At 65.7% G+C, this 23628-nt stretch carries 23 protein-coding genes; 14 read left to right on the top strand and 9 right to left on the bottom strand.

From position 1 onward, the window contains the following. Positions 1–135 precede the first annotated feature (135 nt). Positions 136–1278 (bottom strand): DNA-processing protein DprA, encoded by a 1143-nt coding sequence (gene dprA, locus I6F36_RS02305; RefSeq protein WP_225170972.1) that lies wholly within the window; start codon positions 1276–1278, stop codon positions 136–138. Positions 1279–1369: 91 nt separating this feature from the next. Here dprA and I6F36_RS02300 point away from each other — a divergent pair, with 91 nt between their 5' ends. Further along, complete coding sequence (locus tag I6F36_RS02300) at positions 1370–2614, top strand: amidase (RefSeq protein WP_225170971.1); 1245 nt, start codon at positions 1370–1372, stop codon at positions 2612–2614. On the opposite strand, the gene I6F36_RS02295 is transcribed toward I6F36_RS02300, so the two are convergent. The 4 genes from I6F36_RS02295 to I6F36_RS02280 form a co-directional block, all read right to left on the bottom strand. Continuing rightward, positions 2606–3802, bottom strand: a complete 1197-nt coding sequence (locus tag I6F36_RS02295) for a patatin-like phospholipase family protein (RefSeq protein WP_225170970.1) — start codon at positions 3800–3802, stop codon at positions 2606–2608. The genes I6F36_RS02300 and I6F36_RS02295 overlap by 9 nt on opposite strands. A gap of 310 nt (positions 3803–4112) precedes the next feature. Beyond that, positions 4113–4709 (bottom strand): glycerol-3-phosphate 1-O-acyltransferase PlsY, encoded by a 597-nt coding sequence (gene plsY / locus I6F36_RS02290; RefSeq protein ID WP_036015094.1) that lies wholly within the window; start codon positions 4707–4709, stop codon positions 4113–4115. A gap of 47 nt (positions 4710–4756) precedes the next feature. Next, positions 4757–6058, bottom strand: coding sequence for a dihydroorotase (locus I6F36_RS02285; RefSeq protein WP_036015131.1), 1302 nt, complete (start codon positions 6056–6058; stop codon positions 4757–4759). Between the two features lie 5 nt (positions 6059–6063). Further along, the gene (locus tag I6F36_RS02280) at positions 6064–7011 is read right to left on the bottom strand and encodes an aspartate carbamoyltransferase catalytic subunit (RefSeq protein WP_036015092.1); all 948 of its coding nucleotides are present in this window, start codon (positions 7009–7011) and stop codon (positions 6064–6066) included. Between the two features lie 225 nt (positions 7012–7236). Between I6F36_RS02280 and I6F36_RS02275 the strand changes: the two genes are divergently transcribed. Genes I6F36_RS02275 through I6F36_RS02260 form a run of 4 tightly spaced genes read left to right on the top strand, consistent with a single transcriptional unit; the run spans position 7237 to position 11805 of the window. Continuing rightward, entirely contained in the window at positions 7237–8583 is a 1347-nt protein-coding gene (locus I6F36_RS02275; protein WP_225170969.1) for a caspase family protein, read from the top strand. After that, complete coding sequence (locus I6F36_RS02270; RefSeq protein ID WP_225170968.1) at positions 8580–9353, top strand: M15 family metallopeptidase; 774 nt, start codon at positions 8580–8582, stop codon at positions 9351–9353. The genes I6F36_RS02275 and I6F36_RS02270 overlap by 4 nt, the downstream gene beginning before the upstream one ends. A gap of 20 nt (positions 9354–9373) precedes the next feature. Next, a complete protein-coding gene (locus I6F36_RS02265; protein WP_225170967.1) occupies positions 9374–11017 on the top strand; it encodes an acyl-CoA dehydrogenase family protein in 1644 nt (547 codons plus the stop codon). A gap of 23 nt (positions 11018–11040) precedes the next feature. Next, positions 11041–11805, top strand: coding sequence for a CPBP family intramembrane glutamic endopeptidase (locus tag I6F36_RS02260; RefSeq protein WP_225171082.1), 765 nt, complete (start codon positions 11041–11043; stop codon positions 11803–11805). Here I6F36_RS02260 and I6F36_RS02255 read toward each other — a convergent pair. Both I6F36_RS02255 and ruvX read right to left on the bottom strand, forming a co-directional pair. Further along, a complete protein-coding gene (locus tag I6F36_RS02255; RefSeq protein ID WP_225170966.1) occupies positions 11802–12725 on the bottom strand; it encodes an AEC family transporter in 924 nt (307 codons plus the stop codon). The genes I6F36_RS02260 and I6F36_RS02255 overlap by 4 nt on opposite strands. Before the next feature lie 3 nt (positions 12726–12728). After that, positions 12729–13220 carry a Holliday junction resolvase RuvX gene (ruvX, locus tag I6F36_RS02250; protein ID WP_036025537.1) on the bottom strand — a complete coding sequence of 164 codons (492 nt, stop codon included), beginning with the start codon at positions 13218–13220 and terminating at the stop codon, positions 12729–12731. Positions 13221–13267: 47 nt separating this feature from the next. On the opposite strand from ruvX, the gene I6F36_RS02245 reads away from it, so the two are divergent. Beyond that, positions 13268–13483, top strand: a complete 216-nt coding sequence (locus I6F36_RS02245; protein ID WP_225113861.1) for a hypothetical protein — start codon at positions 13268–13270, stop codon at positions 13481–13483. A 58-nt stretch (positions 13484–13541) separates the two neighbouring features. Here the strand turns inward: I6F36_RS02245 and I6F36_RS02240 are convergent, their stop codons facing one another. Beyond that, positions 13542–14477, bottom strand: a complete 936-nt coding sequence (locus I6F36_RS02240; protein WP_036025535.1) for a cyclase family protein — start codon at positions 14475–14477, stop codon at positions 13542–13544. A 200-nt stretch (positions 14478–14677) separates the two neighbouring features. Next, positions 14678–15568 carry a LysR family transcriptional regulator gene (locus I6F36_RS02235; protein WP_225170965.1) on the bottom strand — a complete coding sequence of 297 codons (891 nt, stop codon included), beginning with the start codon at positions 15566–15568 and terminating at the stop codon, positions 14678–14680. 97 nt (positions 15569–15665) lie between these two features. Between I6F36_RS02235 and I6F36_RS02230 the strand changes: the two genes are divergently transcribed. The 8 genes from I6F36_RS02230 to I6F36_RS02195 all read left to right on the top strand — a co-directional run bounded on the left by I6F36_RS02230 (position 15666) and on the right by I6F36_RS02195 (position 23572). Next, a complete protein-coding gene (locus I6F36_RS02230) occupies positions 15666–16685 on the top strand; it encodes a nitronate monooxygenase family protein (RefSeq protein ID WP_225170964.1) in 1020 nt (339 codons plus the stop codon). Positions 16686–16826: 141 nt separating this feature from the next. Further along, positions 16827–17903, top strand: coding sequence for a nitronate monooxygenase family protein (locus tag I6F36_RS02225; RefSeq protein WP_036015068.1), 1077 nt, complete (start codon positions 16827–16829; stop codon positions 17901–17903). A 76-nt stretch (positions 17904–17979) separates the two neighbouring features. Then, on the top strand, positions 17980–18267 hold the full coding sequence (gene gatC / locus I6F36_RS02220; protein ID WP_225135680.1) for an Asp-tRNA(Asn)/Glu-tRNA(Gln) amidotransferase subunit GatC: 288 nt from the start codon (positions 17980–17982) through the stop codon (positions 18265–18267). A gap of 14 nt (positions 18268–18281) precedes the next feature. After that, positions 18282–18494, top strand: a complete 213-nt coding sequence (locus I6F36_RS02215) for a hypothetical protein (RefSeq protein WP_225170963.1) — start codon at positions 18282–18284, stop codon at positions 18492–18494. After that, entirely contained in the window at positions 18491–19966 is a 1476-nt protein-coding gene (gene gatA / locus I6F36_RS02210) for an Asp-tRNA(Asn)/Glu-tRNA(Gln) amidotransferase subunit GatA (RefSeq protein WP_225170962.1), read from the top strand. Before I6F36_RS02215 ends, gatA begins: the two co-directional genes overlap by 4 nt. Next, positions 19957–20259, top strand: coding sequence for a hypothetical protein (locus I6F36_RS02205; RefSeq protein WP_225156971.1), 303 nt, complete (start codon positions 19957–19959; stop codon positions 20257–20259). Before gatA ends, I6F36_RS02205 begins: the two co-directional genes overlap by 10 nt. Continuing rightward, a complete protein-coding gene (gene gatB / locus I6F36_RS02200; RefSeq protein ID WP_225170961.1) occupies positions 20256–21734 on the top strand; it encodes an Asp-tRNA(Asn)/Glu-tRNA(Gln) amidotransferase subunit GatB in 1479 nt (492 codons plus the stop codon). The genes I6F36_RS02205 and gatB overlap by 4 nt, the downstream gene beginning before the upstream one ends. Before the next feature lie 1571 nt (positions 21735–23305). After that, positions 23306–23572, top strand: coding sequence for a hypothetical protein (locus I6F36_RS02195; RefSeq protein WP_036025525.1), 267 nt, complete (start codon positions 23306–23308; stop codon positions 23570–23572). The last annotated feature ends 56 nt before the right edge of the window (positions 23573–23628 follow it).

Raw genomic sequence — 23628 nt, 5'->3', positions numbered from 1 at the left:
CCTCGATAGTTCATCCCGTCATTCCGGGGCCTGAGCGAAGCGAGGGAGCCCGGAATCCATTTGGCCACAGATCAAGTGGATGAATGGATTCCGGGCTCGCGACTTCGTCGCGCCCCGGAATGACACCTGGGGAGGCTAAACCAGCGACACCAATCCGCCGCCGTGACGTTCGAGCTTGCCGGCGAGCTCGAGCTCCAGCAGCACGGTGCGCACGATCGCGGGCGAAGCGCCGGACATCCGGACGAGGTCGTCGATTGTAACAGGGGCCGGGCCGAGCAGGGCGGTGATCTGGTCGCGATCATGGCTTTGCGGATCGCTCTCGAACGGCTCGCTGTCGGGCTCGCCCGCGGGATGCATCAGCGGCCGCTCCATGATCGGCTGAACCGCGTTGATGATGTCGGCAGCTTCGGTGACGAGCGTTGCGCCCTGCTTGATCAGGTCGTTGGTGCCGGCGGCGCGCGGATCGAGCGGCGAGCCCGGGACGGCGAACACTTCGCGGCCCTGTTCGGCCGCCATGCGTGCCGTGATCAGCGAGCCCGAGCGGTGCGCCGCCTCGACCACGACGACGCCGAGCGAAGCGCCCGAGATCAATCGGTTGCGCCGGGGAAAGTCGCGGGCGCGCGGCTCATGTCCGAGCGGCATTTCGGAGATCGCAGCGCCGGCGTGGTCGAGGATCGCGGCGAGCAGGTCGCCATGCTCGGGCGGATAGATGCAGTCGTGGCCGCCGGCGAGCACCGCGATCGTGCCGCTCTCGACGCTGGTGCGATGCGCGGCCTGGTCGACGCCGCGGGCGAGCCCGGAGATGACCACGAAGCCGGCTTCGCCGAGCTCGCGCGCGAGCTGGCCGGCAAATTTGAGGCCGGCGCCGGAGGCGTTGCGTGAGCCGACGATCGCGATCATCGGCCGCATCAGGGTCTTGGTGTCGCCGCGCACCGCGAGCAGCGGCGGCGCATCGTCGATCATCGCCAGCCGCTCCGGATAGCCGTCCTCGCCGGGCGCGCGCCAGGCCATGCCGAACTTGCGGCTCGCGGCGAGCTCGGCCTTTGCTTCATCCGCGCTGCAGATGCGCGCCGATCGCGCCGCGCCGCCGCGGCGGGCGAGATCGGGCAGCCGCTCCAGCGCGGCGCGCGGGCTGCCGAAATGATCGACCAGCGAGCGGAAGGTGCGCGGCCCGACATTGTCGGAACGGATCAGCCGCAGCCGGTCGATCCGCTCAGCCTCGGTCAGCTCCACGCTTGAATTGATGGCGTCCACGGCATCTCCTTGCAGGGACAGCATGGAACAACCAGAGGGCGTTGCGCAACAGGGACGTGCGCTTGCACGACCTCGCTGCGATGCTAAAAGCGATGCCAATAAGAAGGATGTTGTCATGATCTCACTCGCCGACCTCCAGCGCCGCATTGAAGCGGGGGAGCTTTCGCCCGACGCCGCCATCGCTCAGTCGCATGCGGCGATCGAAGCCAAGGAGAAGGACGTTCAGGCTTTCGTCCGGCACGACAAATCCGCGAGAGCGCAAGCCTCGGGCCCGCTGCGCGGGATTGCCGTCGGCATCAAGGACATCATCGACACCGCTGACATGCCGACCGAGATGGGCTCGGAGATCTATCGCGGCTGGCAGCCGCGCGCCGATGCGCCGGTCGTGATGATGCTGAAGCGAGCCGGGGCCACCATCATCGGCAAGACCACCACGACCGCGTTCGCCTCGAGCGATCCGACGCCGACGCTCAATCCGCACAATACGGCGCATTCGCCCGGCGGCTCGTCCGCGGGTTCGGCGGCGGCCGTCGGCGCCGGCATGATCCCGCTGGCGCTGGGCACCCAGACCGGAGGCTCGGTGATCCGGCCGGCGGCCTATTGCGGCGCTGCCGCGATAAAACCATCGTTCCGGATGCTGCCGACCATCGGCGTGAAGTGCTATTCGTGGGCCCTCGACACGGTCGGCCTGTTCGGTAACCGCGCGGAAGATCTCGCGCGCGGATTGCTGGCGATTACCGGCCGCACTGAATTCGACGGCATCGGTCCAGCCAAGGCGCCGCGCATCGGCGTGGTCAGGCAGGAATTTGCCGAAGCCGTGGAGCCGGCGGCAGAGGAGGGTTTGCTGGCTGCGATCAAGGCGGCCGAGAAGGCCGGCGCCCGCGTGCAGATCATCGATCTGCCCGAGGCGGTCAAGGAAGCCTGGCGCATCCATCCCATCATCCAGAACTTCGAGGCGCATCGCGCGCTGGCCTGGGAGTTTTCCGAGCGTCACGACGAGATCGCGCCGCTGCTGCGCGCCAGCCTCGATGAGACGGTCGGACTGACATCGAAGGAATACGACGATGCGCGCCGCATCGCCCGCCGCGGCCGCCGCGAGCTCGGCGAGCTGTTCGAAGGGTTCGACGTGTTGCTGACCTATTCGGCGCCGGGCATAGCGCCAGCCAAGGAGCTCGCCTCGACCGGCTCGCCCCGTTACAACCGGCTGTGGACGCTGATGGGCAATCCTTGCGTCAATGTGCCGGTGCTGAAGGTTGGCGGCCTGCCTGTTGGCGTGCAGGTGATCGCGCGCTTCGGCAATGATCCTGTCGCGCTGACCTCTGCCTGGTTCCTGGAGGACGCGCTGGCGAAATCACGCTAGCGCAGGTTCGGAGGGAGCACGGGCCTGAGCGGGCGCTGAGCCGGCTCTTGCACGTTGTCCAAGCCAACGTTCCGCGGCCTCGCGACCGCTCCGGTGCAGCAGGCGAATGAAGCCGCGGCCGAGATCGGTGGATGAGCGCTGCGCCAGGCCGTCAACGGAGTCTTCCGCCGCGATCCTGGTGAGCCGCAGCGGAGAGGCCATGTGCGACTGCGCCCATTCGATCGCGGAGATCTCGGCATTGAGCGCGGCGTTCGCCGCGATCTGGTCGAGCCGGCGGTCGATCGCGGCGAGCGTGATCGGCACATAGCTGTCGCGCGTCGGCGTGACCTGGACCAGCAGCAGATCCGTTGCCGCGGTGTCCTGCACCAGGCGCAGCAGCGGCGGATTGCCGCCGAAGCCGCCGTCCCAATAGGCCTCGCCATCGATCTCGACCGCACAATGGACCAGCGGAGGGCAGGTCGAGGCCAGCGCGACGTCGGCGGTGATGGCCTCGTTGCCGAAAATCTGCTGCTGTCCGTCGCGGATCCGCGTCGCCGCGATCAGCAGTTTTGGGCACCGCGCATGGCGCAGGACGGAAAAATTGATGTCGCGGGAGACCGCCTGCCGCAGCGGATCGAGATCGAACGGATCGAACTGCCCGGAGCGCAGGGTCGGGCCGAACGCGACCGAGCTTCCCGCCGGCGAAAAGCCGCCGATCAGCATCAGTGAGCGGAACGAGGCCTCGTGCATCAGCCGGACCCAGAACCGGTTCAGCCGGGAGCGTGCGCCTTCACGGCCGCCTTCGGCCAGGCCGCAAGCGAGGAGCAGCGCATTGATGGCGCCGGCGCTGGCGCCGCTGACGGTGTCGATCTCGATGGAGGTCTCTTCGAGCAGGCGCTCCAGCACGCCCCAGGTGAAGGCGGCAAAGGTGCCGCCGCCCTGCAGCGCCAGCGAAAGCTTTCGCGGCGGCCATTGCTCGGAACGCGCCCGCGCGGGCGCGGCCGGTGCAGCCTTGGTGACGACGACATCGAGCGGAGCGTCAGGCTTGACTGCGGGCTCCGGTTGCGGCGCTGGCCGTGGAGCAGGGGCAGGCGGGGGCAGCGGCGCGTCGGACCAGATATTGGTAGCCGAGAGCAGCCGGCTTGCTGCAGTGCCGGAAGCACCGAGCGAGCCGATCCCGTCATTCACGCCGACAATCTTCTCGCTCATTCTGAGCAACCGCCTAACGCCGTTTCCCGTATCAGGATGACAGGCATGGAACCAGTTCGCTACAGCCTGCCGTGACTCGCAGGAGAATTGCGAACAGGATTTGGCATATAATGCGGAAGGGGTGCGGCGGTATCCGTACTTTTTCCGACCTCAAATTCTTGTTTGAGGCGTTGTCGCGACGCGAACCGGAATCCAATTCGCTCGAAAACGCTCTAAAGCGGGATGCGATTAGGAATCGTCATCACGCTTTAGGTTATTGTTTGAGCATCATCTTTTCGGAAAACCGCTACGCACTTTTCCGGATCATGCTCTAGGCCTTCTCGCCGATCCGGCTTTCCTTGCCCGCTTGCAGGCGCTTGATGTTCTCGCGATGCGCGTAGAACAACAGCAGGGTCAGCACGGCGGCGAGCGCCGACAATGCGAGATGACCGAACCACCAGAGGAACATCGGTGTGATGAACGCCGCCACCAGCGCCGAGAGCGAGGAATAGCGGGTGGTGAAGGCGGTCGCCAGCCAGAGCAGGCAGAACACGACGGCGCCCGGCCAGAACAGCCCCAGCAGGATGCCGATATACACCGCGACGCCCTTGCCGCCTTTGAACTTCAGCCAGACCGGGAAGAGGTGGCCGAGGAAAGCGCCGAGCCCGGCTACCATTGCGGCGTAGGGGCCTGCGATGTAGCCGGCGATCACCACCGCCACGGTGCCCTTGAGCGCGTCGAACAGCAGGGTTCCCGCGGCGAGGCTCTTGCGTCCGGTGCGCAGCACGTTGGTGGCGCCGATGCTGCCGGAGCCGATCGAGCGGATATCCTGGGTGCCCGCGAGCCTGGTCAGGATCAGCCCGAACGGAATCGAGCCGAGGAGATAGCCGATGACGAAAGCCACCGGCAGAAACGGTTCAAGCGCCATGGCGGCATCTCCAAAGGCCCATTCTCCACGTGGAACGAAGCCGCACGTCAGACATGCTCATATACCGTTCGTCCGCCGACAATGGTGCGCACCACCCGGCCTGTAAAGCGGGCCTCGTCGAACGGGGTGTTCTTGCAGGGCGACTTGAGGTCGGCGGGATCGACCACCCAGGGCACGTCGGGGTCGATCACGATGACATCCGCGGGGCTGCCGGCGCGAAGGGTTCCGCCCGACAGGCCGAGTAGCTCGGCCGGGCGGGTCGACATGGCGCGGATCAGCGTCTTCAGCTCGATCTCGCCATTGTGCACCAGCCGCAGGCCCGCCGGCAGCATGGTCTCGAGCCCGACGGCGCCGGGCGCGGCTTCCGCGAACGGCAGGCGCTTGCCCTCGACGTCCTGCGGATTGTGGTCGGACATGATGACATCGAGCAGACCGGAGCCGATCGCCGCCACCAGGGCGCGGCGGTCGTCCTCGGTGCGCAGCGGCGGCGACAGCTTCAGGAACGAACGGTAAGGACCGATGTCGTTCTCGTTCAGCGCCAGATGATTGATCGAGACCGAGGCGCTGACGGCGAGCCCGGCATCGCGCGCGCGCTGAAGGATGTCGAGGGAATCGATGCAGGTCAGCGACGCCGCGTGGTAGCGGCCGCCGGTGAGGGCGACGAGGCGCAGATCGCGCTCCAGCATCACGGCTTCGGCGGCATTCGGGATGCCCATCAGGCCGAGCCGCGAGGCAAACTCGCCCTCATTCATCACGCCTTCGCCGACAAGATCGGGGTCCTCGGTGTAATGCACGATCAGCGCGTCGAAATCGCGCGCATAGGTCAGCGCGCGGCGCATCACCTGCGCATTGGTCACGCTTCTGGCGCCATCGCTGAAGGCGACGGCGCCAGCGGCTTTGAGCAGGCCGAACTCGGTCATCTCCTGGCCGTGCATGCCCTTGGTGAGGGCGGCCATCGGCTGGATGTTGACGATCGCGGTGTCGCGGGCGCGGCGCATCACAAAGTCGACCGTTGCCGAATTATCGATCACCGGCGAGGTGTCGGGCTGGCAGATGATGGTGGTGATGCCGCCGGTCGCGGCCGCCTGGCTCGCGGTGGCAAAGGTCTCGCGGTGGCTGAAGCCGGGTTCGCCGACGAAGGCGCGCATGTCGATCAGGCCGGGTGCGACGATCTTGCCGGAGCAATTGACGATGTCGGTGCCCTCGGGGACGCCGGCCGCGCCAATGCCGCGGCGGGTCTCGCGGATGCTGCCGTCCGCGATCAGGACGTCGCCGACGCCGTCGAAATCCCTGGAGGGATCGACGACGCGGGCATTGGCCAGCAGGATGGGGCGGCGATCGGTCAACATCGGCATCACGCGTTCGGCAGGTTACGGGCGAGCGCTTCCAGCACCGCCATGCGCACGGCGACGCCCATCTCCACCTGCTCGCGGATCAGGGATTGCGCACCGTCGGCGACCGCCGTGTCGATTTCGACGCCGCGGTTCATGGGGCCGGGATGCATCACGAGCGCGTCCGGCTTGGCGTAAGCGAGCTTCTTCTGGTCGAGCCCGAAATAGTGGAAGTATTCGCTCGACGAGGGCACGAAGGAGCCGTTCATGCGCTCGCGCTGCAGCCGCAGCATCATGACGATGTCGGCGCCGTTGAGACCCTCGCGCATGTCGCGAGCGACCTCGACGCCCATCCGCTCGATGCCCGGCGGCAGCAGCGTGGAGGGCCCGACGACGCGGACGCGGGCGCCCATGGTGTTGAGCAGGATGATGTTGGAGCGGGCGACGCGCGAATGCATCACGTCGCCGCAGATCGCGACCACGAGCCCCTCGATCCGACCCTTGTTGCGGCGGATGGTGAGCGCGTCGAGCAGCGCCTGGGTCGGATGCTCGTGCGCGCCGTCGCCGGCATTGATCACGGAACCGTCGACCTTGCGGGCCAGCAGTTCCACCGCGCCGGAGGCGTGATGGCGCATCACCAGGATGTCCGGGTGCATCGCATTGAGCGTCATCGCGGTGTCGATCAGTGTCTCGCCCTTCTTGATGGACGAGGAGGCGACCGACATGTTCATGACGTCGGCGCCCAGCCGTTTTCCCGCAAGCTCGAACGAGGATTGGGTCCGGGTGGAGGCCTCGAAGAACAGGTTCACCTGCGTCCGTCCGCGCAGGACGGTGCGCTTTTTGTCAACCTGGCGGTTGAGCTCGACATATTCTTCGGACAGGTCGAGGAGGCCGCTGATGTCGGCCGCGGAAAGGCCCTCGATGCCCAGCAAATGCCGGTGGCCGAGGACGAAGGTCGATTTCGATGTCATTAAAAGCAGAGCTATAGGGGCGGACGGCGGGGGGAGCAAGCTTCAAATCCCGCCGCCGGACTTATCCACGGCGCTTTGCGGCGGAGGCGGCGCCGCCAGCCGGTGTTCGGGGCAGCCGCTTTGCGCTAGACTCGCAACATTGGTTGCGTCACGGGCTGGATCATGACGGGCACGCGGTATTTTAATCGACTGGCGCGCAATGTTGCTGCGCTCGCGACCGCGTGCATGGCTGGCCTTGCGACACCGGCTTGGGCCGAAAAACGCGTCGCACTCGTGATTGGCAACGATCTCTATCCGAACCTGCCGGCCGACCGGCAATTGAGGAAGGCCGCCAATGACGCAACGACCGTGGCCGACGCGCTGAGGTCGCTCGGGTTCGACATCGTGCTCGGGACCAATCTTGGCCGGCAGGGCATGATCGACCGGCTTGCGGATTTCACGTCGCGGCTCGTGCCGGGCGATACCGCCGCCGTGTTCTATGCCGGACACGGCGTTGCGATCGCAGGCGTGAACTACCTCGTGCCGAGCGACGTTCCCACTGTGAACGAGGGCGCCGAGGCGCGGGTGCGCGGGGCCTCGATCGCCGAGCCCGACGTGATCGCGGAGCTTCAGGCCAAGGCAGTGCGGGTCGCCTTCGTCGTCATCGATGCCTGCCGTGACAATCCGTTTCCTCGCGCCGCGGGACGTTCGATCGGGAACACGCGGGGGCTTGCTGACGCCCGGCCCGCGCGCGGGATCTTCACGCTCTATTCCGCAGGCATCGGCCAGACCGCGCTCGACCAGCTTGGCAGCAACGATACGGCGCACAATTCGGTGTTCACGCGGATATTTGTCGAGCAGCTCAAGCGGCCCGAGCTGCATCTCGGCGACCTCGCGGTCGAGGTGCGCGAGCGCGTGGCGGCGCTGGCGCTGACGGCGACGGATGCCGGAGGACAAGCAGCACCGCACGAGCAGACGCCCGCCTATTACGACCAGACGCTCGGCGGGCGCATCTTTCTCTGGAATGCGGAATCGTCGAACGGGGCGCCGAAAGTGGCGGGCATGCTGGTGAAGCCGCCGGCAAGGCCTGCGGTCGCGGAGCGCGCCACCATGCGTCCGCCGCGTCCTTCCGCGGCAGGCGAAAGCTGCGCCCGCAGCGGCTTCGAGACCTATTGCGTCAGCTCGATGCTGAAGCCGCAATTCGGCAATTCGTACGGCGCAGCGAATTTGTTCGACGCCTCGACGGGGACGGCCTGGGTGGAGGGCGCATCCGGCAACGGCATCGGCGAATGGATCACCATCGAGTTCGAAACCGTGCGGCGGGTCAAGTCGATCCACGTGCACAACGGCTATCAGAAAAGCCCCGACATCTTCGCCAAGAACAACAGGGTTCGCCAGATCCGCGTGCTGTTCTCGGGCGGCGAGTCGCAGACCTTCATTCTCGACGACAAGCTGTCGGCGCAATTGCTGACATTGCGGCCGCCGGTGTCGGCCCATTGGATGCAGTTCATCATCGACGATGTCTGGGCCGGCAACAAATATACGGACACGGCGATCACGAAGCTTCTGGTCAACTCGGATCCGATGCAATGACCGCAAGGACCGGAACCGCGGCGCGCGTCGCGCTTGTCGTGCTGCTCGCACTATCGTTTCTCGTTCCCGTGCGGGCGCAGAGCTTGCCCGGTGACTTCGTCTATCTGCGCGATATCGATCCCAGCATCATCCAGGATGTCCGTTACGCCACGTCGAACAATTTCGTCGGCCGTCCGCTCGCCGGCTACCAAGCAGGCGAATGCGTGGTGAAGCGCGAGGTGGGGCTGCGGCTGAAAGCGGTGCAGCAGGAGCTGGCGGCGCAAAATCTCTCGCTCAAGATGTTCGACTGCTACCGGCCGGCGCGGGCCTCGCTCGACATGGTCAAGTGGTCGCAGAACGGCCGCGAGACCGCGTCGGAGCGGCGCTACAATCCGAAGATCCCGAAGACCGAGCTGTTCCGCCTCGGCTACATTGCGAGCCGCTCTCAGCATTCGACCGGTGCGGCGCTCGATCTCACGCTGGTCGATCTCAGGGCGGACAATTCTGCCAAATATGATCCAGCCAAGACCTACGCGGATTGCACGGCGCCGGTCGAGGCGCGGGCGCCCGAGGGCAGCGTCGACATGGGCACAGGCTACGACTGTACCGACCCGAAGGGGCACACTGCGGCACCATCGATCACTCCGGAGCAGCGCGCCTGGCGCAAGCGGCTGGTGGCTGCGATGGCCAGGCAAGGCTTTGTGAACTATTCGAAGGAGTGGTGGCATTTTTCGCTGCCGGGGGCAGGCGGGGCGGCCTATGATTTCCCGATCCAGCCGCGACGGAACTGATTCCGCGCCGAGGACGCAAAATGACCCAGCCCACATTTGCGACCCACGAGGTCTTCAACCAGTCGCCGCCGTTCGAGGACGTCGATCTTTTCGCCGTGGACCGGCCGCTGGTCGAGGCGGTCAGGTCCAATGGCGGCGCAGCGGCGGAGCGGGAACTGTCGGAGTTCGGCCGGCATTGGGGCTCGGCAGCAATGGCCGATCGCGGGCGCCTTGCGAACGAGAACACGCCGAAGCTGCGCAGCTTCGATGCCAAAGGCAATCGCCGCGACCAGGTCGAGTTTCATCCCGCCTATCACGAGCTGATGGCGCACAGTGCGCATGCCGGCGTGCACAATTCGACGTGGATGGCGGACGGAAAACCTGCGGGCGATGCCACTGAGGTCATTCGTGCCGCAAAGTTCTACATGGCTGCGCAAGTCGAGACCGGCCACCTTTGCCCGATCACGATGACGCGCGCCTCCGTCGGTGCGCTGGCGATGCAGCCTGACTTGCTCGCGCGCGTGATGCCGGTGTTGTCGACCAAGAGCTACGATCCGAGCTTTGCGCCGTGGTGGCAGAAACGCGGCATGACGCTCGGCATGGGCATGACCGAGAAGCAGGGCGGCACCGACGTGCGCGCCAACATGACGCGTGCGGTGCGCGACGGGGACGGCTATCGCATCACCGGCCACAAATGGTTCATGTCGGCGCCGATGTGCGATGCGTTCCTGGTGCTGGCGCAGGCCGAAGGCGGGCTGACCTGCTTCTTCATGCCGCGCTTCGCGCCGGACGGATCGGTCAACGCCATTCAGTTCCAGCGGCTGAAGGACAAGCTCGGCAACCGCTCCAATGCCTCATCCGAGGTCGAATTCACGGGCGCCTATGCCGAAAGGGTCGGCGAGGAGGGCAAGGGCATCCGCACCATCATCCAGATGGTGCAGCTGACGCGGCAGGATTGCGCGATCGCCTCCGTCGGCCTGATGCGCTCGGGGCTTGCGCATGCGCTGCACCATGCCCGGCATCGCAGCGTGTTCCAGAAGCATCTGGCCGATCAGCCCCTGATGCAGGCCGTGCTGTCGGACATGGCCCTGCATGTGGAGGCGAGCACGGCGCTGGTGATGCGGCTCTGCCGCGCCTTCGACCGCACGCCGCACGATGCGGCGGAGGCGGCCTATATGCGGCTGCTCACGCCCGCGATCAAATACTGGACCTGCAAGAGCGCGCCGCCGTTCCTGTTTGAGGCGATGGAGTGCCTGGGCGGCAACGGTTATGTCGAGGACGGCATTCTGGCGCGCCATTATCGGGAGTCGCCGGTCAACGCGATCTGGGAGGGCTCGGGCAACGTGATGTGCCTCGACGTGCTCCGCGCGCTCTCGCGCGAGGGCGAGGCGGCGACGGCGGTGCTGCAAGCGCTGGCGGCCGAGACCAAGGGGCTGCCGGGGGCGGGCGAGGCGGCCAGCTTCATCGGCAAGACGTTTCGGCGCGCCGACGGCGAGCGCGTCGCGCGGCTTGCGGTTGAGAAGCTGGCATTGCTGGCCGCGACCGCCGCGCTCAATGGCGTGTCGCCGCGCCAGGCCGAATTGTTTGCCGCGACCCGCCTCGCGACGAACCATGCCGGTATGTACGGCGCGGTCGAGCTCGACAGCGCCGCCGTGCGCGCGCTGCTGGAGCGGGCGCTGCCGTGAATCTCCAAAACGAAAGCCAGCTGATGGACTCCCTCAATCCCGATCATCCGACGCTGACCGCGACGCCGGCGGCGCCGCGTGTCTGGAAGTTCTGGGGCACGGCGGTGTGGGGCCTCTTCATCTTCGTTGCGATGTTCGTCGGGCAGATCGGCGCCGTCCTTCTGCTGGCGGCGCAGCGTGGTCTACCCATGGACCTCGCTTCGCTGCAGGTCGTCGGCCGCGAGCCCCAGACGCTTGCGCTCTCGGTCATCATGGGCTTGCCGACGACACTGGCCGCGGTCTGGCTCGCCATTCGCATCAAGAAAGCTTCGTTCATCGATTATCTCGCGCTGCATTGGCCGTCCTGGAAGCAGCTGCTGTTCGGCGCCGTCGGCCTCATCCTGATCGTGCTGCTCTGGGAGACGATGTCGCGCGCCCTCGGCCGCGAGGCGACGCCGGGCTTCATGACCGATCTGTTGAAAACGGGCCGTGACAAGGGCGCCGCGCTGCTGCTGCTCGCCGCGTTCGCTGTGGCGGCGCCGATGTCGGAAGAGGTACTGGCGCGAGGCTTCCTCTATCGTGGCTGGTCGGCGAGCTTCCTGCGCGCACCCGGCGCGATCCTGCTGTCGTCGCTCGTGTGGACAATCGTCCATCTGCAGTACGACATGTACTTCCTCGCCGAAGTCTTTGCCATCGGCCTGTGGTTCGGCTACATGCGCTACCGCTCCGGCTCGCTGTGGCTCACCATCGTGCTGCACGCGCTGAATAATCTCACCGCGGTGGTGCTGACGATGTGGCTGGGGAGCTAGGCCGCCAGCGCGATCGCGATCGGCATCGTGATCGCGGCCAGGATGGTCTGTAACGTGATGATCTGCGCGAGCAGCGGCGCATCGCCGCCCATCTGGCGGGCGAGGACATAGGCGCTGGACGAGGTCGGCACCGCCGAGCAGATCGCCACGATCGCCAGGCTGTTGCCGGAAAGCCCGAACCAGAGACCGAGACCCATCGCGAGCGCGGGCATCAGCAAGAGCTTGAAAACAACACCGACGGCTGCGCCGAGGCTTGGACGGAAGAGCCCTTCGAGATGCAGTCCCGCGCCTGTGACGAGCAGGCCGATGGCGAGGGAGGAACTGCCGAGCGCGTCTGCAACCTCGTGCCAGAGCCTTGGCAGCGGCAGATGGGTGACATTGACAGTAAGGCCGATGACGCAGGCCCAGATCAAGGGATTGCGCACCAATGTCATGAAGATGGCGCGGCCGGATTGCTTTTCCGGCGATGCGTAACGAGCGAGCACCGACACGCTGAACACGTTGACGAGCGGGATGATCGCCACCATCGCAACGGAGGCGAGCGCCAGCCCGACATCGCCAAACAGATTGGCGGCGATCGACAGCGCAACGAAGGTCTGCCAGCGCGTCGCCCCCTGGAAGATCGAGGTGAAGGCGGGGCCGTCGATGCCGAGCCGCGACAGGGCGGGGCGCAGCGCGAGGCACAACAGCGACATCGCCAGTGCCGACAGCAGCAGCGCGCCGCCGACGCCGGCGACCGGCACCTTGGAGAGGTCGGCTTTTACCAGGGTCTGGATCAGCAGCATCGGAAACAACACGAAATAGGTCAGCTGCTCCAACCCGTGCCATTGCGTGTCGAGCCGCATCAGGCTGCGCTTCAGCACGATGCCGAGCACGATCAGGATGAAGACCGGCAGTAGCGCCGCGATGACGACGGCCATGGATCAGTCCGGTCCCGGGCTCGTGCGTAGATTGGCAAGGCGATCGAGTGCGCCTTGCAGGATGAAGATCGCGGCGTGCTCGTCGATCACCTCGGCCCGCTTGGCGCGGCTGACGTCCATGCCGATCAGCTCGCGCTCGACCGCCGCGGTCGAAAGACGTTCGTCCCAGAGACCGATGGGCAGCGCGGTCAATCCGGCCAGATTGCGCGCGAAGGCGCGGGTCGATTGCGCGCGCGGCCCTTCGCTGCCGTCCATGTTGATGGGCAGGCCCAGCACGAAGCCGACCACCTTGCGCTCGGTGGCGATGGCCAGCAGCCTGGCGGCATCCTGCTTGAACTGCTTGCGCTGGATCGTCTCGACTCCGGTCGCCAGCCGCCGGTCCGGGTCGGACACCGCAACGCCGATGGTCTTCGTGCCCAAATCGAGGCCGACCAGCGCGCCGCGCGCGGGCCAGTGGGTTGCAGCATCGATGAGAGGCAGGATAGGAGCCGGCATGGCTTTAGCGCATATCATGCGTCGCGTTGCGGGGTGAACTGATAACCATGGATGCACTGACACTATTCGGCCTGTTTGCCGTGACGGCGATGCTGGTCTGCTATGCCCTGGAGGATCGCAGCCACTGGTTCGTGCTGCTGTTCGCGGCGTCCTGCGCGCTGGGGTCGGCCTATGGCTTCCTGCAAGGCGCCTGGCCGTTCGGCCTGGTCGAGGCGATCTGGGCCGTCGTGGCATTGCGGCGGTGGCATCTGAGGCCGCGGTGACGAAGGGGTGGGCGAGGGGCCTGCCGCGCGGCAAGCGGCTCCTCGCCCGATTTTCAGCTCAGCGGATCGCGATCGGGTTAATCATGGCCTGCACGGCGCCGGTCCAGCGCGGCTGGCCCAGCACGAACAGGAATTCGTAGCCCTTGTCGCGCGCGAGCGCCGCCGTGTCCATGTTCTCGAGGATATAGGTCCCGTTCATCGCGAGCAGAATCTGGTGTACCTCGAACACGGTCTTGCCTTCGAACGGCAACACCTCGAGCCCCCAGGTGTCGGCGCCGACCGCGACGACGCCCTTGCCGGCGAGGTACTTCGCGCCCTCGACGCCGAGGCCGGGCTCGCCGGCCGAGTAGCGCTTGTCGTCCTTGCCGATCAGGCTGAGCCAGCCGGTGTGGAAGATGACGACATCGCCCTGGCGGATCTCGACGTTCTGCTGCTTGGCGGCTTCCTCGATCTCCTTGACGTTGAAGGCGGTGCCTTCCTTCACCACGTCGGTCTTGAAATAGGCGGCCATGTCGAGCAGCACGCCGCGGGCGACCATCGGCGGCACCTTCTCGATGCCGAGCTTCTTCAAGCCATTGGGATCGGCGAAATCGGCCAGCTTGTTGCCGTTGTAGTAGACGTGCTCGACGCCGAGATGGCCGAGCCCGTCGAGCTGACTGCCGATGCCGACCCAGCTGTCGAGGATGTCATCGTTGTAAGTGGCCTTGTTGGGACCGAGACCCGGGGTGCCGGCCTGTCCGGGCTGCACGATGGTGAGCTTGAAGGTACGCGGCGGGTAAGCGGGCGTCTGCGGCGTGACGGGGATGCCGAGGGCGTAGGTCTTGCCGGTCTTCACCAGCGATGCCGCCTTCACAACGAGCTCGGGCGTCATGTAGTTGGCGGCGCCGATCTCGTCGTTCGGCCCCCATTTCGACTTGGTCCAGTCCTGTGCGCTTGCAGTTCCTGAAATCGCCGACAACGCAGCGACGCAGCACAACACGAGCGTATTGCGCATCAATAGTCCTCCCGATGTTTTCTGCCGGTGTTTGGCTTCGTTTATGGTTTCGCGCTGGCCAGTCACTCATCCTAACGTAGAAGAAGCGCGGGCTTCAAAGCTTTTCGAAGTGCTGCGCTGCGATGGCAGCACGCAGCGCGGATCGATTCAAACGCGATGGATTTGTGACGAATTTCGTGGCGCGGAACGTTGGCGCTCCGTCATGCCGCGATGACGTCCTCGTCCTTCTTCAGGCAATCGGCAAAACCGCTCAGCGCGCTGTATTGATGTCCGGCGCGGCGCTGGATGAAGAGTGTTTCGACACGTGCATGTGACGGGCTCAGCGTGTGGACGGCGACGGCGCCGTTCATCGCGCTGCGTTCCACGACGGCGCGCGGCAGCAGGGTCACGCCCATGTCGGCGGCGACGCAGCCGATCATGCCGTCGAGCGTGCCGAGCTCGAAGCGCGCCGCCGATGGCCAGCCGAATTCGACGAAGATCTGTTCGAGCCGCTGGCGATAGGTGCAGCCGGTGCGGAACACCAGCGCGGTCGGACCCGACTCCGGCGTGCCGGCGCGCAGCTCGGCGAGCGAGGCCCAGCGGCGCGCGCTGACCAGCACCAGCTCTTCGCGGAACGCGCTCGTCGCGGTGAGGTCGTCATGCGTGATGGGTCCAGCGACGAAGGCGCCGTCAAGCGTGCCGTCGAGCACGAGGGCGACGAGGTCGGCGGTCGGCGCGGTGCGCAACGAAAGGCGCACGGCCGGGAAGCGGCGGTGGAAATCGGCGAGCAGTGGCGGCAATCGCACGGCTGCCGTGGTCTCCATCGAGCCGATCGCGAGCGGTCCTTTCGGCTCGCCATCATCGCGCGCGGCGAGCACGGCTTCGCGCGACAGCGCCGCCATCTTTTGCGCATAGGGGAGGAGGCGCTTGCCGGCACCGGTCAGCGTCATGCCGCGCGAGTGCCGCTCGAACAGCGGTGTGCCGATCTCCGCCTCCAGCGCCTTCACGCGCTGGGTGACGTTCGACTGCACGGTGTTGAGCTCTTCGGCGGCGCGGGTGATGCCGCCGGTGCGGGCGACGGCGGCGAAGGTCTTGATATCGCTGAGTTCCATGGTGTCGTTTCGCTTTTGAGATGGCAGCGTTCGCAACAATTCAATTTTCGAGAATGCTAGTCGCGCCTAGTCTCGCTGTCCAGATCGGGGAGGAGCCATGCCGATGACGACGTCGCTGACCACGCTGCTGGGGATCGAGCATCCGATCCTGCTGGCGCCGATGGATGTCATTGCCGGCAGCCGCCTGGTCGCGGCGGTGAGCCGCGCCGGCGGGTTCGGCATTCTTGGCGGCGGCTATGGCGAACGGGTCTGGCTGGAGCAGGAGAGGGCGAAGCTCGCCGACCTCAGTGCACCGTTCGGGATCGGCTTCATCACCTGGAGCCTCGCCAAGCGGCCCGAGCTTCTCGATGTCGCGCTCGCTGCAAAACCAGTTGCGATCATGTTGTCGTTCGGCGATCCCGCGCCGTTCGCGCCCAAGATCAAATCCGCCGGCGCGCGCCTGATTTGCCAGGTGCAGGACGAAGCGATGGCGCGGCAGGCGCTCGATGCCGGTGCTGACATCCTGATTGCGCAAGGCACGGAGGCGGGCGGTCATGGCGCTTCGCGCACCACTGTCGATCTCGTGCCCGCCATCGTCGATCTCGTCGCGGGGCGCGTTCCAGTGGTAGCGGCTGGCGGCATCGCGGATGGGCGCGGCCTCGCGGCCATGATGATGCTGGGCGCGAGCGGCGTGCTGCTCGGCACGCGCTTCTATGCCAGCCAGGAGGCCGACGGTGCGGAGGAGGCCAAGCGCCGCATCTGCGCGGCGAACTCCGGTTCGACCGTGCGCGGCATCCTCTTCGATCTCTCCCGCAACAATGTCTGGCCGGCGCCGTTTACCGGGCGGTGCCTGGTCAACGATCATGCCAAGCGCTGGATCGGCCGCGAGGTCGAGCTGATGCAGAATGTTGCCGCAGTCGCTTCCGAGTATGCGGCAGCAAGGGCGGCGGGCAATTTCGATGTCGCGGCCGTGATCGCCGGCGAGGCGGTTGGGTTGATTCATGATATCCCACCGGCGGCGGAGATCGTCGAGCGGATTGCGGCGGAGGCGGAGCAGTTGCTGGCAGGACGCCGGAATTCAGCGAGAGGTGTTCTTCCTTCTCCCCTTTGGGAGAAGGTGGCGCGCAGCGCCGGATGAGGGGTTCTTTCCGCGGAGAGTGAAGTCAAATCTGAGAGGTCTGCTTCCGCGGATGCAAACCCCTCACCCGTCTCGCCGCTATCGCGGCGATCCACCCTCTCCCACAAGGGGAGAGGGAAGAGCGAATGCGAGGCAAGCATCATGTGGCCTGACCGTCGACTGATCGATCTTTTCAAGACCGAATTTCCGATCGTGCTGGCGCCGATGGCTGGCGTGATGGATGCGGAGCTGGTGATTGCGGCTGCGCAGGGCGGGGCGCTGGGGTCGCTGCCGTGTGCGATGATCTCGCCGGAGAAGGCGCGCGAGCAGGTTGGTCTCATCCGCCAGCGCGTCAAGGCGCCGGTCAACATGAACTTCTTCTGCCACACGCCGGTCGAGTTGACGCGCGAAGCCGAGGCGCGGTGGAAGCAGCGGCTCGCGGGGTACTATTCCGAGCACAGTCTCGATCCCTCCGCGCCGATCGCGGCTGCGAACCGCGCGCCGTTCGATGCAGCGTTCTGCGAAGTGGTCGAGGAGCTGAAGCCGGAGGTCGTCAGCTTCCATTTCGGCCTGCCGGAGCAAGCGCTGCTGCGGCGCGTCAAGGCGGCGGGTTGCCTCGTCATCTCGTCCGCGACGACGGTGAAGGAGGCGGTCTGGCTGGAAGAACACGGCGTCGATGCCGTGATTGCGCAAGGTGCCGAGGCGGGCGGCCATCGCGGCATGTTCCTGACCGACAAGATCGCCGAGCAGCCCGGCACCTTCGCGCTGGTGCCGCAGGTCGTCGATGCCGTGAAGGTGCCGGTGATCGCGGCGGGCGGCATCGCCGACGGACGCGGCATTGCCGCGGCCTTCGCGCTCGGTGCCGCCGGCGTGCAGATCGGCAGCGCCTATCTGCGCTGCCCGGAATCCAAGCTCAGCGCGGGCGGCCGCAAGGCGCTGGCCGAGGCGCGGGACGATTCCACCGTCATCACCAATGTCATGACCGGCCGGCCTGCGCGCGGGGTGCAGAACCGGCTGATGCGCGAGGCCGGTCCGATCTCGCCGGATGCGCCGCCGTTTCCCCACGCCGCGACGGCGCTGGGGCCGCTGAAAGCGGCTGCCGAAAAGCAGGGCAGGGTGGATTTCACCAATCTCTGGGCAGGGCAGGCCGTTGCGCTGGGCCGCGAGCTTCCCGCCGCCGAATTGACCCGGGATCTCGCCAAATCGGCGCTGGGGCGCATGAAGGCCCTCGCCGGATAGGGGGAAGCGCCGGTTGCGGCGCAAAAGCTGCCTCTGCTATACGGCACATGGGATTTGCCGTAAGAGGCCTTATATAATGTCCGTCGACGCCGCTACCGTCCGCCGCATCGCGCATCTGGCGCGCATTGCGGTTTCCGAGGGCGAGGTTCCGCATCTGCAGGGCGAGCTCAACGCCATGCTCGCTTTCGTCGAGCAGCTCTCGGAGGTCAATGTCGAGGGCGTGGATCCCATGACCTCGGTCACCCCGATGCAGATGAAGAAGCGGCAGGACGTGGTCGACGACGGCGGGATCGCCGACGATATCGTTGCCAACGCGCCCGCGACCGAAGGTCACTTCTTCCTGGTGCCGAAGGTCGTTGAATAAACAGGTTAGATCCGATGTGCCTGCTTTGCGACGATGAGAAGGCCTATCAGGCCTACATGAATTATCTCGACAAGATGGAACGGCAGGGCAAGGCTGCCGATCCCAACATCGCCGTCAATGCCGTGCTCGACGAGATCGAGGCGGCCGCGAAAGCCGCCGCCAAAAAGGACGACCCGGCCGACGACAAGACCCTGTCTCCGTTCTTCTGCAGCCCGATCAATAAATGACCGATTTGACATCGCTGACGCTCGCCGAGGCCCGCAAGGGCCTCGCGGCAAAAAATTTCACGTCGCTCGAGCTGACCGACGCGCATCTTTCCGCGATCGAGAAAGCGCGCGTGCTCAACGCCTTCGTGATAGAGACGCCGGACCAGGCGCGCGCCATGGCGCGCGAGGCGGACAGCAAGATCGCCAAGGGCAATGCGGGCCCGCTCGCCGGCATCCCGCTCGGCATCAAGGACCTGTTCGCGACCAGGGGCGTGCGCACCACGGCGTGCTCGAAGATCCTCGGCAATTTCGTGCCGACCTACGAGTCCACCGTCACCTCGCAGCTCTGGCGCGACGGCGCGGTGATGCTCGGCAAGCTCAACAATGACGAGTTCGCGATGGGCTCGGCGAACGAGACCTCGTGCTTCGGCCCCGTCGGCAATCCCTGGCGGCGCGAGGGCAGCAACACCACGCTGGTGCCGGGCGGCTCGTCCGGCGGCTCGGCCTCGGCCGTGGCGGCGCTGCTCTGCATGGGCGCGACCGCGACTGATACCGGCGGCTCGATCCGCCAGCCGGCCGCGTTCACCGCGACCGTCGGCATCAAGCCGACCTATGGCCGCTGCTCGCGTTGGGGCATCGTCGCCTTTGCCTCCTCGCTCGACCAGGCGGGCCCTATCGCGCGCAGCGTACGCGATGCCGCGATGCTGCTGCGCTCGATGGCCGGCCACGATCCCAAGGACACGACGTCGGTCGATATCCCCGTGCCGGACTACGAGGCGGCGATCGGCAAGTCCGTGAAGGGCATGAAGATCGGCATCCCCCGGGAGTATCGCCTCGACGGCATGCCGGCCGAGATCGAGAAACTGTGGAGTGAGGGCGCGGCGTGGCTGAAGGCGGCCGGTGCCGAGCTGGTCGAGGTGTCGCTGCCGCACACCAAATACGCGCTGCCGGCCTATTACATCGTGGCGCCGGCAGAGGCCTCGTCCAACCTGGCGCGCTATGACGGCGTGCGCTACGGCCTGCGCGAGCAGGGTAAGAACATCATCGAGCTCTACGAGAACACCCGTGCGGAGGGATTTGGCGCCGAGGTGCGCCGCCGCGTCATGATCGGCACTTACGTGCTCTCGGCCGGCTATTACGATGCCTATTACCTGCGCGCGCAGAAGGTGCGCACGCTGATCAAGAAGGATTTTGAGGACTGCTTCGCCAAAGGCGTCGACGCCATCCTCACCCCGGCGACGCCGTCGGCGGCCTTCGGCATCGGCGAGAAGGGCGGCGCCGACCCGGTCGAGATGTATCTCAACGACATCTTCACGGTGACCGTGAACATGGCGGGCCTGCCCGGCATCGCGGTGCCCGCCGGCAAGGACGTGCAGGGCCTGCCGCTCGGGCTGCAACTGATCGGCCGTCCGTTTGACGAGGAGACGCTGTTCTCGCTCGGCGAGGTGATCGAGCAGGCCGCCGGCCGCTTCACGCCCGCGAGGTGGTGGTGAATGTCGCCGATTTCATCGCGAGCATCGGTGGCGCGGCGCCCGCGCCGGACCTGAACGCGCCGCTCGCCGGCCTGTGGTGGGCGGCGAAGGGCGACTGGGACCGCGCGCACAAGATCGTCCAGGACGAGAGCAGCCGCGAGGCCGCCTGGGTGCATGCCTATTTGCACCGCGTCGAAGGCGATCTCGGCAATGCCGGCTATTGGTACCGCCAGGCCGGCCAGCCGGCGGCAAAGGATTCATTGGAAGCGGAGTGGGAGCGGATCGCTGCCACGCTGCTCGGGAGCAGGACATGAGCACGGCCACGCACAAGCTTCTCAAGGGCTCAACTGGTGACTGGGAGATGGTCATCGGCATGGAGATCCATGCCCAGGTGACCTCGAACGCCAAACTGTTCTCGGGCGCATCTACCGCTTTCGGCGGCGAGCCGAACAGCCACGTCTCGCTGGTCGACGTCGCGATGCCGGGCATGCTGCCGGTCATCAACGAGGAATGCGTCAGGCAGGCTGTCCGGACCGGGCTCGGCCTCAACGCGCAGATCAACCTGCGCTCGGTGTTCGACCGCAAGAACTATTTCTATCCGGACCTGCCGCAGGGCTACCAGATCAGCCAATACAAATCGCCCATCGTGGGCGAGGGTGAGGTAATCATCGATCTCGACGGCGGCAAGACGGCCACCATCGGTATCGAGCGGCTGCATCTGGAGCAGGATCCCGGCAAAATGCTGCACGACCGGTCGCCGTCGCTGTCCTACATCGATTTCAACCGATCTGGCGTGGCGCTGATGGAGATCGTCTCGAAGCCTGATATCCGCGATGCCGAGCAGGCCAAGGCCTATGTGACCAAGTTGCGCTCGATCATGCGCTACCTCGGCACCTGCGACGGTGACATGGAGAAGGGATCCTTGCGCGCCGACGTCAACGTCTCCGTGCGCAAGCCCGGCGCGCCGCTCGGCACCCGCTGCGAGATCAAGAACATGAACTCGATCGCCTTCATCGGCCAGGCGATCGAGTATGAAGCGCGGCGCCAGATTGAGATCCTGGAGGACGGGGGCGAGATCGAGCAGGAGACGCGCCGGTTCGATCCCAACAAGGGTGAGACGCGCTCGATGCGGTCGAAGGAGGAGGCGCACGACTATCGCTATTTCCCCGACCCCGACCTGTTGCCGCTGGAGTTCAGCCAGGACTTCATCGACGCGCTGAAGGCGAAGCTGCCGGAGCTGCCGGACCAGAAGAAGGCGCGCTTCGTCGCCGATTTCGGCCTCTCGGCCTATGATGCGAGCGTGCTGGTCGCCGAGCGCGAGAGCGCGCTGTTCTACGAGACGGTGCTCGACAAGCTCGCCAACCGCGCCCGCGACGGCAAGATGGCGGCGAACTGGGTGATCAACGAGCTGTTCGGCCGTCTCAACAAAGAAGGCCGGGATATTACGGCCTCGCCCGTCAATGCCGGGCAACTGGCTGCGATCATCGACCTGATCGGCGAGGGTACGATCTCGGGCAAGATCGCCAAGGATCTGTTCGAAATCGTCTGGCAGGAGGGTGGCGATCCCCGCGCGCTGGTCGAAAGCCGCGGCATGAAGCAGGTCACGGATCTCTCTGCGATCGAAAAGGTGGTCGACGACATCATCGCGGCCAATCCCGACAAGGCGGCGCAGGTGAAGGACAAGCCGCAATCGCTCGGCTGGTTCGTCGGCCAGGTCATGAAGGCATCCGGCGGCAAGGCCAACCCGCAGAGCGTCAACGACCTGCTCAAGTCCAAGCTCGGCGTCTAAGCCTGACCCATTCGAACGAGGTGACGGACGCGTTTCGTCACCTCGCTTTTGGTTCTCGCTGCGACGCTCGCGCGCATCCTCGACGGCAAACTTCATCCTGATCGACGGCGATGCGGCGGCCGAATCGCCGCCGCGCGATTCGCCCGAAACGGCGGCTTGAACGCGCTCCGGCGAGCGCCCGCGCCGTTAAGCATGAAAATATTTTCGTTGCCAAAAATCGCGACTCAGAGTCCGCGAAACGCCTTTGCGAGGCGACCGCACGATTGTCGATGCGCATCGCTGCGTTGGTCGCGCGCGATACGCGCGTGCGAAAAAATACTTGCTGCATAGTGTTTTCGTGCAATCGCATCGTTCGCGAACGTCGGCGATGCGAGCGCTCTGCATGATCGCAAGTGCACGTCGTACGAAGCGCCTGCGTCGCGCCCGCCAAGCGCAGGCGCCTTGCTGCGTCAACACTTCTTTAAGCGAGAAGCTGTTTTTTTCTTCGTGTTGGTGTATTCGGGATGAGTGCATTCGATCCCCGAGTGCACGCAGCGATTAAAGCCATCTCACACATCGGAGGGCAACATGGCCAAGAAAGCGAAGAAGGCGAAGAAGGCGAAGAGCGCAGTGAAGAAGACTGCGAAGAAGACCCGCAAGGTCGCGAAGAAGAAGAAGTAACTTCGCTTCTGAAGTTGCCGGCTCCAGATAGCCGGCACGTCATCAGCGCCTCCTAGAGGTTCTGGTCGACGATAGAGGGTGTCGGCGAGACATCAGGTCAACGGTCGGACCGTTCTCTTTCGCGGTCCGGCAGAAGAAACGAGTTTTCTTCGTTCGGTGCGGTTCTCCTCAAACGGGCTCCGCAATTTCACGACAGGCCTTCGGGCCAAAGTGGAATCTGGTCCTGACGTGTTCGCCGACGCCCTCGTTCCCTTGAAGCCGGGGCATTGCCGGCATTCCTCTCCCTCACATCGTTGATTTGACCGCGTCGCGTCCGAGCGCGCTTCTCGTCATGCCGGCTTGATCGCTTGGCTTGGAGAGGCAAGGCGTCCTGTGGCGTGATCGCGCACCGTTTCGCCCAGCGGTGTCGCCGCCCGGCTCCGACGGGCCGATCCAGCACGCGCGGCTTGTCGTGGAACGATTGCGGCCGCTGGAATACTCGGTCACCCGCCTGCCACCTTCGCCGCTTCGGCGGCCCGAGACCGCATACCGTGGAAGCCTTGGCGTAGCGAGGGCGCGGGTGACGCCAGTTGAAGAAAAGCAACCACATGACCTGCGCCACCGCGCGCGATGGTTATCGATGTCCTGAAATCCCAAGGTAAACCGAATCTGACGAATGACAGAAGTCCCTGCGAATCATGGACTTCTTGAATTCTCGGCGCAGGAGGCGCGCGCCCGCGTTTACGTCTGCTTCATCGCGATGCTTAAACTGCCATTCAAATTTGCCCGCCATCATCGCCTCCAACAAGCCGGCAAACGGCGATGGGGAAGAGTTGAACAGTGCACCGTCCCGGGACGGGTCATGCACATCAGAGGTTGGACGGGAGCCGCGCTCGGGGGACGAGGCGGCATAAGAACAAAGGGGATGCGTGATGTTTCAGGGTACTTTCGATCTGGAGACGGCGACGCCGGTGGATGCGAGCGCGCTGTCGGACGTGCTGTTCGAGCGCGGGATCTATTGGGCGAGCGGCCGCTCCGGCATCGTCGATCTCGTCGCCGCGCACAAATGGTTCAATCTCGCCGCGCTGAAGGGCCGCAAGGACGCCGTGGCGCTGCGCCAGGAAATCGCCGGGCAGATGTCGGAGGCCGAGATCTCCGTCGCGCAGCGTGAGGCGAGAGCCTGGGTCTGCGCGCACTGAGCGTCACTTCGCTTGGGAACCGGACCTTGACCGGGCGGCGCCACCGCGCCGAGGCG

Source organism: Bradyrhizobium sp. BRP19 (assembly GCF_020194195.1).
Classification (GTDB): domain Bacteria; phylum Pseudomonadota; class Alphaproteobacteria; order Rhizobiales; family Xanthobacteraceae; genus Bradyrhizobium; species Bradyrhizobium yuanmingense.
Note: the sequence above shows the minus strand (reverse complement) of the source record. Positions and strands in the feature narration are given on the sequence as shown.

Coding starts and splice junctions, on each gene's coding strand:
- plsY (WP_036015094.1), bottom strand. CDS start 4,709: ATGGCGCTTGAACCGTTTCTGCCGGTGGCTTTCGTCATCGGCTATCTC.
- I6F36_RS02255 (WP_225170966.1), bottom strand. CDS start 12,725: ATGGCCGTCGTCATCGCGGCGCTACTGCCGGTCTTCATCCTGATCGTG.
- I6F36_RS02275 (WP_225170969.1), top strand. CDS start 7,237: ATGGCTGGCCTTGCGACACCGGCTTGGGCCGAAAAACGCGTCGCACTC.
- I6F36_RS02270 (WP_225170968.1), top strand. CDS start 8,580: ATGACCGCAAGGACCGGAACCGCGGCGCGCGTCGCGCTTGTCGTGCTG.
- I6F36_RS02300 (WP_225170971.1), top strand. CDS start 1,370: ATGATCTCACTCGCCGACCTCCAGCGCCGCATTGAAGCGGGGGAGCTT.
- gatB (WP_225170961.1), top strand. CDS start 20,256: ATGAGCACGGCCACGCACAAGCTTCTCAAGGGCTCAACTGGTGACTGG.
- I6F36_RS02285 (WP_036015131.1), bottom strand. CDS start 6,058: ATGTTGACCGATCGCCGCCCCATCCTGCTGGCCAATGCCCGCGTCGTC.
- ruvX (WP_036025537.1), bottom strand. CDS start 13,220: ATGCCGGCTCCTATCCTGCCTCTCATCGATGCTGCAACCCACTGGCCC.
- dprA (WP_225170972.1), bottom strand. CDS start 1,278: ATGCTGTCCCTGCAAGGAGATGCCGTGGACGCCATCAATTCAAGCGTG.
- I6F36_RS02195 (WP_036025525.1), top strand. CDS start 23,306: ATGTTTCAGGGTACTTTCGATCTGGAGACGGCGACGCCGGTGGATGCG.
- I6F36_RS02240 (WP_036025535.1), bottom strand. CDS start 14,477: ATGCGCAATACGCTCGTGTTGTGCTGCGTCGCTGCGTTGTCGGCGATT.
- I6F36_RS02235 (WP_225170965.1), bottom strand. CDS start 15,568: ATGGAACTCAGCGATATCAAGACCTTCGCCGCCGTCGCCCGCACCGGC.
- I6F36_RS02215 (WP_225170963.1), top strand. CDS start 18,282: ATGTGCCTGCTTTGCGACGATGAGAAGGCCTATCAGGCCTACATGAAT.
- I6F36_RS02225 (WP_036015068.1), top strand. CDS start 16,827: ATGTGGCCTGACCGTCGACTGATCGATCTTTTCAAGACCGAATTTCCG.
- I6F36_RS02295 (WP_225170970.1), bottom strand. CDS start 3,802: ATGAGCGAGAAGATTGTCGGCGTGAATGACGGGATCGGCTCGCTCGGT.
- I6F36_RS02230 (WP_225170964.1), top strand. CDS start 15,666: ATGCCGATGACGACGTCGCTGACCACGCTGCTGGGGATCGAGCATCCG.
- gatA (WP_225170962.1), top strand. CDS start 18,491: ATGACCGATTTGACATCGCTGACGCTCGCCGAGGCCCGCAAGGGCCTC.
- I6F36_RS02265 (WP_225170967.1), top strand. CDS start 9,374: ATGACCCAGCCCACATTTGCGACCCACGAGGTCTTCAACCAGTCGCCG.
- gatC (WP_225135680.1), top strand. CDS start 17,980: ATGTCCGTCGACGCCGCTACCGTCCGCCGCATCGCGCATCTGGCGCGC.
- I6F36_RS02280 (WP_036015092.1), bottom strand. CDS start 7,011: ATGACATCGAAATCGACCTTCGTCCTCGGCCACCGGCATTTGCTGGGC.
- I6F36_RS02245 (WP_225113861.1), top strand. CDS start 13,268: ATGGATGCACTGACACTATTCGGCCTGTTTGCCGTGACGGCGATGCTG.
- I6F36_RS02260 (WP_225171082.1), top strand. CDS start 11,041: ATGGACTCCCTCAATCCCGATCATCCGACGCTGACCGCGACGCCGGCG.